The sequence below is a fragment of the Terriglobus sp. TAA 43 genome (genome assembly GCF_000800015.1).
GTDB lineage: Bacteria > Acidobacteriota > Terriglobia > Terriglobales > Acidobacteriaceae > Terriglobus.
The window spans coordinates 991,293-1,006,086 of sequence record NZ_JUGR01000001.1; the positions used below are offsets into that span (position 1 = coordinate 991,293).

At 57.6% G+C, this 14,794-nt stretch carries 7 protein-coding genes; 5 read left to right on the top strand and 2 right to left on the bottom strand.

Annotated features, from left to right (window positions below):
* Positions 1 to 266 precede the first annotated feature (266 nt).
* Together M504_RS04160 and glmS are read left to right on the top strand one after the other, a co-directional pair.
* Positions 267 to 1,250, top strand: a complete 984-nt coding sequence (locus M504_RS04160; RefSeq protein WP_047488324.1) for an NAD-dependent epimerase/dehydratase family protein — start codon at positions 267 to 269, stop codon at positions 1,248 to 1,250.
* A gap of 37 nt (positions 1,251 to 1,287) precedes the next feature.
* Positions 1,288 to 3,171, top strand: a complete 1,884-nt coding sequence (glmS, locus tag M504_RS04165; protein WP_047488327.1) for a glutamine--fructose-6-phosphate transaminase (isomerizing) — start codon at positions 1,288 to 1,290, stop codon at positions 3,169 to 3,171.
* Between the two features lie 268 nt (positions 3,172 to 3,439).
* On the opposite strand, the gene M504_RS04170 is transcribed toward glmS, so the two are convergent.
* Together M504_RS04170 and M504_RS04175 are read right to left on the bottom strand one after the other, a co-directional pair.
* Positions 3,440 to 6,949 carry a carboxypeptidase regulatory-like domain-containing protein gene (locus M504_RS04170; protein WP_052200794.1) on the bottom strand — a complete coding sequence of 1,170 codons (3,510 nt, stop codon included), beginning with the start codon at positions 6,947 to 6,949 and terminating at the stop codon, positions 3,440 to 3,442.
* Positions 6,950 to 7,168: 219 nt separating this feature from the next.
* The gene (locus M504_RS04175) at positions 7,169 to 9,529 is read right to left on the bottom strand and encodes a transglycosylase SLT domain-containing protein (RefSeq protein WP_047488329.1); all 2,361 of its coding nucleotides are present in this window, start codon (positions 9,527 to 9,529) and stop codon (positions 7,169 to 7,171) included.
* 273 nt (positions 9,530 to 9,802) lie between these two features.
* Here M504_RS04175 and M504_RS04180 point away from each other — a divergent pair, with 273 nt between their 5' ends.
* The 3 genes from M504_RS04180 (at position 9,803) to M504_RS04190 (ending at position 14,793) form a co-directional block, all read left to right on the top strand.
* On the top strand, positions 9,803 to 10,648 hold the full coding sequence (locus M504_RS04180) for a hypothetical protein (RefSeq protein WP_047488332.1): 846 nt from the start codon (positions 9,803 to 9,805) through the stop codon (positions 10,646 to 10,648).
* Between the two features lie 438 nt (positions 10,649 to 11,086).
* Positions 11,087 to 13,552 carry a ribonucleoside-diphosphate reductase subunit alpha gene (locus M504_RS04185; protein WP_047488335.1) on the top strand — a complete coding sequence of 822 codons (2,466 nt, stop codon included), beginning with the start codon at positions 11,087 to 11,089 and terminating at the stop codon, positions 13,550 to 13,552.
* A gap of 194 nt (positions 13,553 to 13,746) precedes the next feature.
* Positions 13,747 to 14,793: a ribonucleotide-diphosphate reductase subunit beta gene (locus M504_RS04190; RefSeq protein ID WP_052200357.1), complete on the top strand. Its 1,047-nt coding sequence runs from the start codon at positions 13,747 to 13,749 to the stop codon at positions 14,791 to 14,793.
* Position 14,794 lies beyond the last annotated feature (1 nt).

A 14,794-nucleotide genomic window follows, 5' to 3' on the forward strand; every position in this document is an offset into this window, starting at 1 on the left:
TCGGCGAAATTCAGGCAGATATGGCCGTTGCACCGTCCTGCCGATGGGGATCACACAATGCAAGGGTTTGCATACTTTTCGCGCGCGTCGGCAGTCGACTTCAGCGGTTACGCAACCTCCCTGGGAGCCATAATCCGGCGCTTTCCTGCAATTCATTGGGACTTTACATGCAGATGCGCCGCGCCACCCCCTGTTTCTCCAATGGCATGGCAAATGCAATTGCGTAAGTGCGAACCAGTCAACACACGCTTAAGGAGTGCATGAGGATGGCACGTTATCTAATTACGGGAGTCGCCGGATTTATCGGTTCCTCTCTAGCCCACCACGTGTTGCAGCAAGGCCATGAAGTAATTGGCATCGACAATCTAGTGGGCGGCGATGTCCATAATCTGGATGACATCATTCGAGACATCGACTTCCGCGTGATCGACATCAACGAGACCCTTCGGCTACGCGAATGCTGCCGAGGCGTCGACTATGTTCTCCATCAGGCAGCGTTGGCTTCCGTGCCACGCTCCATCCGTGAGCCGCAGGTCACGCATGTTGCCAATGTAGACGGAACCCTGAGCGTTCTCATCGCCGCGCGCGATGCAGGCGTCAAGCGTGTCGTCTATGCTGCATCCTCTTCCGCGTATGGCGACAAGTCGTCGCATCCGAAGAACGAGGACATGATCCCGTCGCCTCTCTCGCCCTACGCGGCCCAGAAACTGGCCGGCGAGTATTACGTGAAGAGCTTCTGGCACGTATATGGACTGGAAGGCGTCTGCCTGCGTTACTTCAATGTCTTCGGACCGCGGCAGGGTTCTGACTCACCGTACTCTGGCGTCATTGCGAAGTTCGCTTCTGAAATTCTGAAGGGCAACACGCCGCTCATCTTCGGTGACGGACACCAGAGCCGCGACTTCACGTACATCGACAATGTCGTATCGGCCAACATGCTGGCATGCATGGCTCCGGCAACAGATGTAGCAGGACGCGTATTCAACGTCGGTACGGGCCAGAGCCATTCCCTGAACCAGACCTACGACCTCATGGCGCACTATCTCTCCTTCAAGAAGGCGCCTCTCTACACCGCGCCGCGTCTGGGCGATGTATTGCATTCGGAGGCGGATCTTACCCTGTCGCGCAAGACGCTCGGGTATGAACCGATTCACAGTTTCAAAGACGGCCTGGCAAAGACAGTGGGATGGTTCCTGGAGCAGGAAGCTTCAGCCATTACCAAGTCCGCCCAGTACCGTATGGTGGGCTAACTCCTCAGTGACTTCTTGAACGAAAGGCATCCCAGCTATGTGCGGAATCGTGGGTTACATCGGCACCAAACCAGTAGTTCCAGTCATCCTGAATGGACTGAAGCGTCTGGAATATCGCGGTTACGACTCGGCTGGCATCGCGCTGGGTGGAGGGGAGAGTGGACTCTCCATCCGGCGCGCTTCGGGCAAGCTACGCAACCTTGAAGCTCTCTTGGCAGATGATCCTCTGCGTGGCGACTACGGCATCGGTCACACGCGCTGGGCAACGCACGGCAGGCCGTCGGAAACAAACGCCCACCCGCACCGTGACTGCACGGGCTCGTTGGTCGTGGTCCATAACGGGATCATCGAGAACTATCGTGCGCTGAAAGAAGAATTATCCGCGCAGGGTCACGTCTTCCTTACGGAGACCGACACGGAGATCATCGCTCATCTCATCGAAGAGGAAAACACCAACGCGCGATGCAACGAGGATGTAGACATCCCGCTGGAAGAAGCGGTGCGTCGCGCCGTCCTCAAACTCACCGGTGCCTTCGCCATTGGCGTCATCTCGCATGAAGACCCAGGCAAACTGGTCGCCGCCAGAAGTGGACCGCCCGCCATCGTTGGCTTTGGCGACAACGAATACTTCCTCGCTTCTGACGTACCCGGCATCCTCCATTACACGCGCGAAATCGTCTTCCTTCAGGACGGAGATCTTGCCGTTCTAACGAAGTCCGGTGTCCGCTTCACGGACTTTGAAGGAAAGCCCATTGTCCGATCGCCGCAGCACATCACGTGGGATCCGGCACAGGCAGAGAAGAATGGCTACGCCCACTTCATGCTGAAAGAGATTTACGAGCAGCCGCGTGCCGTGCGCGACACGCTCGCAGGTCGACTCTGCAACGCATCGGGTGTCATTGAATTACCAGAGATCAACATAAGCCCCGAGACATTCCAATCGGCGCAGCGCATCCTCATCGCATCCTGCGGTACAAGCTGGCATGCAGGTCTCGCTGCAAAATTCCTATTGGAACGTATGGCCCGCATCCCTGTGGAAGTGGATTACGCCAGCGAATTTCGCTATCGCGATCCGCTCGTAAGCGGCAGTGACATCGGTCTGCTCATCAGTCAGTCCGGAGAAACTGCGGATACGCTGGCCGCACAGGCAGAGATGATGTCAAAGGGCGCGCAGACCGTGGCCATCTGCAACGTGGTTGGCGCTGCTCTCACTCGCAAAGCCGTCGGCACCATCACCACCAATGCCGGACCGGAAATCGGTGTGGCCAGCACCAAGGCATTCACCGCACAACTCGCGGCACTGCTTGCATTCAGCCTGTACGCAGCGCAAAGCCGCGGCACCATGACCGCGGAAGAAATCCAAACACTCTCGCACGATCTGCAGCAGCTGCCTGCACTCATGGAGAGCGCGCTGCGTTCCTGCCAACCCGTCTGCGAATCTCTTGCGGAGATCTTTGCCGACGCAAGCGACTTCCTCTTCCTCGGACGTGGCATTCACTACCCCATCGCTTTGGAAGGTGCATTAAAGCTGAAGGAAATCAGCTACGTCCACGCAGAAGGCTATCCGGCAGGTGAGATGAAGCACGGGCCCAACGCCCTCGTCGATGAGACGTTGCCAGTCGTCTGCGTAGCCACCAAGGACATCCACGACCCGTCAAGCGTACTGAAGTACGAAAAGACCCTGAGCAATATCCAGGAAGTGACCGCACGCGGGGGGCGTGTGATCGCAATCGCCGCAGAGGGCGATAACGAAATCGCGAAGCTGGTCGAGCACACCATCTACGTGCCGCAGGCTCGCGAAGTATTACTGCCATTACTTGAAGTCATTCCGTTGCAGCTGCTCGCGTACCATATCGCGGTCAAGCGGGGTTGCGACGTCGATCAACCGAGAAACCTCGCAAAGAGCGTTACGGTTGAATAGGTTTCACCGCGCGTGGGGAGAGCAACGTGCAATGCGTTGCACTCCCCACGCTTTTTTTGCGCATCTGTTGCCCTGACAACATGCATAGAGAGCGATTCGCTTTCGACGTGCGAACTTCGCCGTAATGCCTCCACCTGAATCCCCCACTGGAAAAACCTGTCACATCGATTGCGGCTGCCCGATCACGCAATGAATGCCTTAGTCGAAGACAAAAGAGCGGCATGTCATCCACTGACATGCCGCTCCCGTTTGTAAGGGTAAGTAGGTCTTAGAACAGGATTCGACCACCGATCTGAATGATGCGGTTATCACCACCAGTTCCGGTAACCTTGCCAAAGTTCGCGTTGTTCATGGTAGCCGTTGGTGTGCCGAGGTTGGTCAGGTTAAACACGTTGCGGAACTCACCGCGTAGCTGGAAGCGCAGCTCATGATAGATGCTGAAGTCGCGAAACAGCGAAGCATCCACATTCCGATACCCCGGTGCATCCAGCGTATACGGACGTGTATTACCCAGCAGGTTCAGCGGCCCAACGCCCGGACAGCCGTTCACACCCGCAGTGCAATACGCGCTCGTATCGAACCACTGGTTCATCGCAGCCACACGTGATCCGTTGTTCGGCAACACGCGCTCCACTTTGCCCGCAACAACGCTAGGACGGTTATTGCCGTTGCCGGAGAAGTAGTTGTCCACACCGGTAGTGATGGTGAAAGGCTGACCACTATTCGCCGTCCAGATCGCCGTAATCTTCCACCCATTAAGCGCATTGCGGACGAAGAAGTTATAGCTGCTGAAGTAGTCCGGCTCCCATACAAACGATGCAGTCATCATGTGGCGACGATCCTGATCCGAACGCTGACGATACTCCAGCTGTGGATAGTTCGAATCCACAAAGATGCCGTTTGTACTACCTGTGCTGTCCAGGAAGTTCGACTGTAGCGTCTTGCTCCACGAGTAGTAACCGCGAGCACTGATGTGCTTCACAATCCGCTGCTCCACAGACACCTGCAAGCCGTTGTAATTAGAATTCTGGTTCGAACGAATGATCCACACGTTGCTGTAGATCGGGCTCGCTGCAGAAGCGCCATACATGGCATTCAGAGGACGACGGTTGTTCACCGTGCCACTGGTATTGGCATAGCCGCAGGTCTGCGCCAGATTCGTGCAGCTTGCGCCGCTGGCACCCGCCGCATTGATGTTGAACACCGGCCCGTTAATGTCGTTGTAGATGGGCGATTTGCGGTTATACGAACCCACAAAGTTGATGGATACTGCAGTGTTGCGCAGCAACTGGTGCTGCACACCAAAGTTCACCTGCATCGCATACGGCCAGCGGAAGTTCGGATCAAACGCCACGACCTGGTTCAGCGGCAGGAAGGTCGCTGTCTTGGTTGCGTAATTGAACACCAGGCCAGGATACGGATTCGTGCCTGTTGGGAATTCCGTCGGATCGTTCTGATACGGATGCGTCAGTGAGTTCACCTTTGCATAGCCGCTGTTACGCACGGCGTACGGAGCATAGTTCGATGGGTACTCCCACATGTTGCCGGAGATACCGCCAAAGAACAGACCCGCCGCTCCATGGAACACCGTCTTGCCATTGCCCAATGGGTCGTACGCAAATCCAACACGCGGCGACACATGGTTCATCGGCGAGAACACACCGCCCTTCGGCACGCCCGGATCGCCCGGGAACAACATACCGACAGGAGCAAGGTTCGATCCCGGCTTACCCAGGATGCTTGCATTAAACGCGTGCGACTGCACACCCGGTGTAAAGTTCGTCTGCATCCGCTGCGGATCGGTTGGCGCTTGCTGGAAGTCATACCGAACGCCAAGATTCACCGTTAGATTCGGAATGATCTTCCAATCATCCTGCGCGAACAACCCATAGCTGTACCAGCTCGCGTTGGCATACAGCGGCGTGTCCTGCCCCATGCCCGAAGGAATGCCCGCCACAAAATCTGACGTTGCATTGCCCGTACGCTGGCCCGGCGATGTAGCGAACGAGAACGTTCCGTAGTTGTTCAGCAACGTCTGCTGGAAGTCCTTTTCCAATCCTGCTTCGCCACCCAGATACAGCGAGTGCTTGCCACGCGTGGTGCTGAATACGTCACGAATGCCGTACACGTTCGCACCAGCCTTGGGCCCCGTAATGGATTGACCCAGCGTGAATGCTTCCACACCAGCGACCGAGATATTCGGCCGCGAGGGCGTTCCTACTACACCAAGGTCGGAACCAAAATCGGCCAGCGTAGACGCCGGTACCGCGGTACGTCCGCCGTACTGCCGCGTATACGTCACCCAGAACTGGTTCACAGAGCGGTTGCTCACTGTCCACGTATCGCTGATGCTCGCATTCTGCTGTCTATTCGTGTAATTCGAATACGACCAGATCTGTGCAAACGTACTGGGAACAACGCGTACGCGATAGTTCAACAGGAAGTACGACAGCGTCAGGCGATGCGCCTGTGTAAGCTGATGATCCGTCTTGCCCAGGTACTCTTCGTTTTGCTCCGGCAACGGGGACCGCGTGCGGTAGGTGTAGCGGGTATCGCCGAACTGTGCGGGCTGCTGCGCAGGCAGATTCGCCTTCAAAAACTTAACGATGTTAACTGCTGTCGCGTCCACACCGGGCAGCTTGTTGCCCGCATAAGGCGTAGAGGTTGCGGATGCCGCACCCGTCGTCGGAGAGAAGATCGTTGGGCGACAAACCAGGAAGTGAATCGCTGTATTCGCGGCGGCAGTCGGCGTCGCCGTGCAGCTCGCCTGCTCAGCAGCAGTCGGAAGATTTTCTGAGAAGTCACCGGCCATCTGTGCATCGCTTGGAAGACTCCCGGTGTAACCCGCGCTCTGGATAAAGCGGAATCCGCCGAAGCTCGCAAAGAAGAAGTCTTTATCCCGCCGAATCGGTCCGCCCAAAGTAGCACCGAAACGGTGTTGGTTATAGGCGTTCTTCACATTCGAGTTGTGCGCATTCGCATTGAAATTACGATCGCGGAAGAACTCGAACACGGAACCATGAAACTTGTTCGTACCGCCCTTGGTCACGATGCTCACCACGGCAGACGAATAGCGCCCAAGCTGCGCGCTGTAGTTATTCGTCACCACGTTGAACTGGTTGATCGCATCCGGGTTCGGCACCTGGTTACCCGTATTACGCAGGCCAGTCATATTCAGCGTGCCATCCAGGTAGTACGAGGTCTGGCCAACAATGCTGTCCGGCGCGCCGTTCACGATCACGTGCAATTCCTGGAAGCCCAGGCTGTTCACCGTCTGCACGTTCTGTACACCCGGCACCAACTGCAGCAGACGAGTCACATCGCGGTTGATCAGCGGCAGGTTATCAATCTCGCGATTCTCCACTGTGTTGCCCAGCGTAGAGTTCGCCAGATTCACCAGCGGCGTATCCGCTGTTACTTCCACTGTCTCTGCACCGCCACCAGCCGTAACGGTCAGCTTCAGTTCCGCAGACTCCAGCACGCTCAGCGTCACGCCAGTCTGTTCCAGCGTTTTGAAGCCTGGAGCATTGACGACGATCTTGTACGAACCCACCGGAAGGAATTCCTGGCGGTAGCTACCGTCGGCCTTCGTCTGAAAGGTACGTGTGAAGTTCGTCTGCGTGTTCGTCAACGTGATCGAAGCATTAGGTACAACGGCGCCGTCCGCATCCACCACCGTACCGGAAAGAGTCGCGGTACTCAGCTGGGCAGAAGCAGAGAGCGTGCATGCCAACGACAGCACACATGCAGCAATAGGGATACGTGACCGATTCGTCATCTGGGTGTTTCCTCCGGAAGCGCTTCCCATCATGGAAAGGATTCCGAATTCGGAACCGCTTCCAGTCATGATGGTTGGACCACGGAATATAAACAGATTTTCGGAAAGCTTTGCAACAGGTCGGGTGTAGAAATCTGTCAGTTTTTCGCCATTTGTGGCAAAAAAGGTTCCTGAAACGTTTCAGGAACCTTAAGACCTGTCCTACACCTTTCGGAAACGCTACCGATAAAGCTGCCGATACAACTCGCGGTTGCGCAGGATACTCTGCACATACTCACGCGTTTCTGTATACGGAATCGACTCCACAAACTCCGGCAGGTCCTTGTAATTCCCTTCACCCACCCAGTTCCGCACAGGCACATCGCCAGCGTTATATGCAGCCAGCGCATACTCCGGCGTGTTGTTCCAGCGACCCAGTACTTCGCGCAAATTCATCGTGCCCAGCTTCAGATTGGTCGACGGATTCAGCAGCATCGGCGCGGTGAACTTCTTAATTCCCGCACGCTTCGCCTCCTGCTTGCCAACGCCCGGCAGCAACTGCATCAACCCCATCGCATTCGCACGCGAAATCGCACCGGGGTTAAACTCGCTCTCCTGCCGGATCAGCGAAGCCACCAGATAAGGATCAAGCCCCTGCGCCTCAGCATTCGCCGTCAGGTCACTCCAGTAAGGACGCGGGAACAGCAACGTCCAATACGCATTCGGTACTTCGCTTACTGGCAACGTATACAGACCAGAACCACTACGCTTCACCGCCTGCAACGCACGCACATTCTCGCCGTAGCTGGAGTAGATCTCCGCCTCTGCCAGTGCGCCCCATTGCGACGCCGTGCCGCTCGCCTGAATCTCAGGCCCGATGTATTCGTTCAACGCCGCATTCGCCAGCAGCCGAGCCTTGATCAGATGCGGATCATTCTCCGGCAGCGCATCCACCAGCGTTGGCGCAGGTGGTGTCTTCACATAACCCAGCGCATCCGCAGGAGCCGTCTGTGTCTGCGCTCCCATCTGCTGCAACTGCTGCCGCGCCAGGTTCGCGTAATAGTAGTTGCGATACGTGTTCGAGAGCACAGTGAAGTAGTTCGCAGCCTGTGCCGGATTCTTCTCCACATCGCGGAGCAAACGGCCGCGCCAATACAGCGCGGTCGGCACCTCCTGCCCCAGCGGGAAGCGCATGATCTGCTCATCCATCAACCGCGCCGCTTCGGAGTAATTCCGTTGGCGATAGTTCAACCACGCCGAACGCCAGTGCGCACTCGGCGCATACGTGCTGTTCGGGAACATCTCAAACAGCTTCCCGTAATGCGCAATCGCTTGCGTCGAGTCGCGTTTGATCAGATACATATTGCCGCCGGAATACAGCGCCTCTTCCAGCCAGCGGCTCTTCGGAAACCGCTGTTCCATCTGCTGCAGAATCGACGCGTGTCCCGCGGTATCGCCTTCGTTACGCGAAATCTCCGCCAGGATATACAGCTTCAACGCCGCACTATCATCGCCCGTGTCCGGCAGCTTCTCCGCCTCACGTCGCGACAGATGCTTCAACTTCAAATCGCAAATCGCACCGTAGATATCCAGCGCATCACGATCCGCCTGCGACAGCGATGGATCATTCTTGATCGCGTCATACTCCGCGCCAGCCTCGCCATAGCGCTTTGCATTGAACAGCGCATCCGCATGCAGCTTGCGCTCGCCCGCGGTCGGTCCAGCATTCAGCTGCTGCAACGCCACGCGCGACTGCTGCGCCTCAGGCGAAAACGGCAAACGAACAAAAATCTGCCGATAGATCGACACCGCAGCAGCCGTATCGCCTGCCATCTGGTGCGCCTTCGCCTCGGTAATCAAGTAGTCGGCACTCTGCGCCTTCGGCTGTCCCATCAGGATCGCCAACGACCGCAACGCGTTATTCGCATCGTTATTTAAGAGGTAGGCATTCGCCAGCGCCACCGGCGCACTCGCCACAAAAATGCTCGCCGGATACTTCTGCGCAAAGTTGGTCAGCAGAGTAATGGCTGTAGAAGCATCACGATTGTTCAATGCCGCCTGCGCCGCCAGGTAGTCAGCGTAATCACGCAGCGCACTTCCCTGCGCCGCTGCCTGCTTGTACGCGGTCACCGAATCGCCATAGTGACGATCCGCGGCATACGCATGCCCCATCGCCAGGTAAGCCGCAGCAGCACCCTCGCCCGGATGCGCAGCCGCATAGTTCTGCACACCTGCAAACGCCGCTGTCGAACGTCCCGCCGCAAGTTGTTGCGCCATCGGCCGCAACGTCGAACTCTCAACAAATGCCGTATGCAATGACTTCGACTGGACCGTCGGTTCCGAAACCACACGGGTCGTCTTCGCATGCGTTCCGCTCTTCAACGCATGGCTACTCGAGGCCTTGCTGCTCTTCGCATGACTCGTTGTGGACTTGCTCTTGGCAGTGGCACTGCTTTTCGCAGTGCTGTGCGTCGACGAGGCAGTCGAATGCGTTGCCTTTTTCTTCTGCGCCGCGGCGTGCACCGCGTCAGCAAACACCAAAGGCAAAGACAAAACCGCAACAGCGGCCAGAGCAGAACCGGATCGGAAGAAAACCCTCACGTTACCAATCTAGGATGCAGAGGCCCCTTCGCGCCTGTACCTATGCAATTTGGACGAACCAAGCAAGGTAACGATCCGCATTCCTCATTCTTGTGGTCCCAAAAAGAAGGCATCTCTTCCGCACCAATCGCGTTTTCGATTACGCATCGCGAGTCGCCATTTCACGTCATGCCTTTAAGGAACACCATCCGCAAGGAGCGCCTTTGATACATTGGGGGAGTTTTGCCCCTTCGACAAGATCAAAAAAAATCTGGCAGGAGTTAAAAGTCCCCCATGTCCCAGTCGTACGCCAATAAAGTCACTTATGGAAAAGCTCTCTCAGTCCTGGCACTCGCATTAAGCCTGGCACCTGCTTCCTTCGCACAAGACACACTTGTCTCAGCGCTGAAGCAGAAGTACCGCCTCTCCGAAATCAACTCCCAGGGAGTCGTCGCAAATCCTGGAACTGTATTGACGATTGAGGCCGACGGCATCAATGCCGAGCCCTACCCCACAATGATCACGTTTGAGAATCCGGTCGTCGATGGACAGGTGAAGCAGCGGTCCAAGGGCCTCGGCTTTCTCAAGAGCTCGAACCTGCAGATTCTGCAGCCGGGCCAGAAGGTGTACATCACCAAAATCAATGACAGCGCGGACTCCAAAGAGGATTCGCTGAAGGTCACGATTTTGACGACCGACGCTGTTCTGGCCACATTTGGCAGCGGATACGGTCAATACCGCACTTCCAAGCGCTACTCCACCACGTTGGCGTTCAAGCTCCCCTCCGGAACCATTGCTCACATGTCTCCGGACGATGCCTCCAAACTGATTGAAGCCGTTCTGTCCGTGAATCAAGCCGATCAGGTCCGCGCACGCGATTCCGGCACGGTGGCCCGCTCGTGCGAACCGCATTGTGCTGTTTCCACAACCACAGGCACAGTCGTTGGCAATGCAGTGGTTGCGCCAGCTGCCGCTCCTGCCGCCGCCGCTCCGACCATTGGACTCGGACAGACGCCCGATCAAGTCACTGCAATCCTGGGTGCGCCCAGCCAGATCATCGACCTTGGCGCAAAGAAGATTTACAAGTATCCCGACATGAAGATCATCTTCACCGGCGGTAAAGTCAGCGACGTTCAGTAGCGCTCCGGCTCAATCACCAGCGGCATTCAGGGCACTTTCGCAAGAGAGTGCCCTGAATACTTTCTGCAGAAATCCACACCCCAATCGCTAAAAAAATCAAGCCTAATTTCCCACCACCATTTCCACCTCGCACAGGCGTAAAGTGAAATTTCGGTGGCTGTTTGGGCAACCTTTCCAGAACCACAAGAGCCCGCCGACGACCTGCACCTCTGCCCTACATCTTGTGCTTGCGCACACCCTCTGGGCAAGCTACAGTGTTCCTACTTCAGATGTGACGTCACCCTCGTATGCCCAATGAGCTGCGCGCCTGGCGAAAAGAAAGCGTAAAATGGAAGAGGCGGCGGAAGCCTCTTTCGCCCACGAAATACAGGAGTCGCGAGCCCCCAAAAACGCGACCCAGAACGGCGCCCCTGCGGGCGCAAAAGCAAGGAGCCCCCATTGGCGACAACGGCACAAACAAGCCTCTCTGACATCACTCCCGGATTCCCCGTCCGTGACGAAACCCCTGTCATGCACGTGAAGAAGCGCAACGGCTCGCTTGAAGCCGTCGACGTAAACAAGATCGTCCGTGCTGTGCAGCGTTCGTCGCAGAGCCTGCCGCACGTCGATGCCATGCGCATCGCCTCCAAGACCATCGGCGGCCTGTACGACGGCGCCACCACGCGCGAGCTGGACGCCATCTCCATTGACACCGCGGCATCGCTCATCGCGGAAGAGCCGCAGTACTCCAAGCTGGCCGCGCGCCTGCTCCTGGCCACCATCCTGAAGGAAGTCGCCGGGCAGAACCTGCACTCCTTCTCGCAGTCCATCGAGTACGGTTTCCAGCAGGGCGTCGTTGGCCCGGCCGTGGCAGAGTTCGTCTCCGTCCACGCTCGCAAGCTGAACCACGCCATCGATGAGAACTTCTCGGACCGTTTCGAATACTTCGGCCTGCGCACCGTATATGACCGCTACCTGCTCCGCGATCCCCTCTCGCGCAAGGTCATTGAAACGCCGCAGCACTTCTTCCTGCGCGTAGCCTGTGGTCTGGCCGGAACGCCGCACGAAGCCATCGAGTTCTATCAGCTCATCGCCGCGCATGACTACATGCCGTCGTCGCCCACGCTGTTCAACAGCGGCACCAAGCATCCGCAGATGTCCAGCTGCTACCTGCACGATTCCCCGCAGGACTCGCTGGAATCCATCTACGACTCCTATAAGGACGTCGCTCTGTTGTCCAAGTTCTCCGGCGGCATCGGCCTCGCCTTCCACCGCGTCCGCAGCGAAGGTTCGCTTATCCGCGCTACCAACGGCCTCAGCAACGGCATCATCCCATGGCTGCGCACGCTGGACTCGTCCGTCGCTGCCGTTAACCAGGGCGGCAAGCGCAAGGGCGCATGCTGCGTCTACCTGGAGCCGTGGCACGCTGACATTGAGAGCTTCCTCGAACTCCGCGAAAACACCGGCGATCTTTCCCGCCGCACCTACAACCTGAATACCGCCAACTGGATCCCCGACCTCTTCATGAAGCGCGTGGACGAGGATGGCATGTGGTCGCTCTTCGACCCCAAGCTCGTTCCCAACTTCCCCGATCTCTACGGCGAAGAGTTTGAGCAGGCTTACCTGCAGGCAGAAGAAGGCAAGATCTACCACCGCCAGGTGAAGGCACGCGACCTTTACGCCCGCATGATGCGTTCGCTCGCGGAAACCGGCAACGGCTGGATGACCTTCAAGGACGCCTGCAACGTCAAGAACAACCAGACCGGCGCACCCGGCAACGTGATCCATCTGTCGAACCTCTGCACAGAGATCACGGAAGTCACCAGCAAGGACGAAACCGCGGTCTGCAACCTGGGTTCCGTCAACCTGGGCCGCCACGTCAAGCTCGACGAAAACAACAACGTCGTCTTCGACTTCGAAAAGCTGGCCAACACCGTACGCATTGCCGTGCCCATGCTGGACCGCGTCATCGACATCAACTTCTACCCTGTGCAGCAGGCCGCCAAGGCAAACAGCCGTTGGCGCCCTGTGGGTCTCGGTGTCATGGGTCTGCAGGACGTCTTCTTCCAGATGCGTCTTCCCTTCGACTCGCCCGAAGCACAGGCGCTGTCCACGAAGATTCAGGAAGAGATCTACTACTACGCCATGCTGGCCACCACGGAGCTTGCTGAAAAGAACGGCGCGCACGCCAGCTTCGACGAAACCCGTCTCGCCCACGGCCAGTTCCAGTTTGATCTCTGGAAGGTCACGCCCTCTGAACCGGCACGTTGGGACGCGCTCCGTGAGCGCATCCTGAAAGCAGGTGTGCGCAACTCGCTGGTCATCGCGATTGCCCCCACCGCCACCATCGCTTCCATCGTCGGCTGCTACGAGTGCATCGAGCCGCAGATCAGCAACCTCTTCAAGCGCGAAACCCTCTCAGGCGAGTTCCTGCAGGTGAACCGCTATCTCATCAACGAGCTCAAAGCACTTGGCATGTGGAATGAAGAGATGCGCATGAAGCTCAAGATGAGCGAGGGTTCCGTCCAGAACATCGAAGAACTCACCGACGAGCTCAAGGCCATCTACCGCACCGTCTGGGAAGTCCCCATGCGTTCGCTCATTGATATGGCCGCAGCCCGCAACGCCTACATCGATCAGGCGCAGTCGCTGAACCTTTTCAGCGAGTCGCCCAACATCGGCCGCCTCTCCTCCATGTACATGCACGCCTGGAAGAAGGGCCTCAAGACCACCTACTACCTGCGCTCGCGCCCGGCAACGAAGATTGCCAAGGCCACCGTGCAGAAGGGCTCCATGGTCGCAGCCACGCCGTCGCAGCAGTTGCAGAACGTCCCGGTGCCCACACCGGAACAGCAGCCGCTGGACGCCTCCGCTGCCATCGCCTGCTCTCTCGAAAACCCTGAGAGCTGCGAAGCCTGCCAGTAATCCGAAGGCGCTCCGTTCTTTCGACCGGAGCGCCTCCTCTTTAGTTCGCCATCTTAAGCGGAGCGCAGTGAAGTCGAAGGACCTGCATTCCTTCAACTCAGCCCGAAAACTTCCATCGGCCACGAGACACACTCAGCCGACGACACATTGCGAAGCAATGTCGAGAACAGTACGAAGTACTAGGAGAACCACCGATGTCCACCGAAACCCTCACGCACGGATCATCCGTTGCCGTTCCCGACACCATCCTCGATCCGGGCCTATGCCTCACGCTTCGCCCCATGAAGTACCCGCAGTTCTACGACATGTTCCGCGATGGCATCAAGAACACGTGGACCGTAGAAGAAGTGGACTTCTCCACCGACCTGGTCGATCTGCGCGCCAAGATCACGCCTGCGGAAATCCACACGATCAAGCGTCTCGTCGCTTTCTTCGCCACCGGCGACTCCATCGTGTCGAACAACCTTGTGCTCAACCTCTACAAGCACATCAACTCGCCGGAAGCGCGCCTGTATCTCTCGCGCCAGCTCTACGAAGAGGCCGTGCACGTGCAGTTCTACCTCACGCTGCTCGACAACTACGTTCCCGACCCCAACGAGCGCGCCGAAGCCTTCGCCGCCGTTGAAAACATCCCGTCCATCAACAAAAAAGCCGACTTCTGCATGAAGTGGATGGACAGCATCCAGCAGTTGGATCATCTGGAAACCAAGGCCGACCGCCGCAACTTTCTGCTGAACCTCATCTGCTTCGCTGCCTGCATCGAGGGCCTGTTCTTCTTCGCAGCGTTCGCATACGTCTACTTCTTCCGCTCGAAGGGCTTGCTCCACGGCCTCGCATCGGGCACCAACTGGGTCTTCCGCGACGAAAGCTGCCACATCGAATTCGCCTTCGAAGTCGTCCGCGTCGTCCGCGAACAGGAACCCGATCTCTGGGATGCCCAGCTGGAAGACCAGATCCGCGAGATGATGGCCGAAGCCATCGACGCCGAAGCGCAGTTTGCCGAAGACCTGCTCTCGGGTGGCGTCGCCGGTCTCTCCGTGCGTGACATGCGTGCCTACCTCGGCTACGTGGCTGACTCCCGCCTCGTTCGCCTCGGCATCGAGCCGCACTTCAAAACGAAGAATCCGTTCTCATTCATGGAACTGCAGGACGTGCAGGAGCTCACCAACTTCTTCGAGCGCCGCGTCTCCGCATACCAGACCGCAGTCGGCGGCGAGGTTGCCTTCGAAGACGATTTCTAAA

What these genes read in the sequence shown, in the direction of transcription:
- M504_RS04160 (WP_047488324.1), top strand. Translation starts at nt 267, where the DNA reads ATGGCACGTTATCTAATTACGGGAGTCGCCGGATTTATCGGTTCCTCT.
- M504_RS04170 (WP_052200794.1), bottom strand. Translation starts at nt 6,949, where the DNA reads ATGACGAATCGGTCACGTATCCCTATTGCTGCATGTGTGCTGTCGTTG.
- M504_RS04180 (WP_047488332.1), top strand. Translation starts at nt 9,803, where the DNA reads ATGTCCCAGTCGTACGCCAATAAAGTCACTTATGGAAAAGCTCTCTCA.
- M504_RS04190 (WP_052200357.1), top strand. Translation starts at nt 13,747, where the DNA reads ATGTCCACCGAAACCCTCACGCACGGATCATCCGTTGCCGTTCCCGAC.
- glmS (WP_047488327.1), top strand. Translation starts at nt 1,288, where the DNA reads ATGTGCGGAATCGTGGGTTACATCGGCACCAAACCAGTAGTTCCAGTC.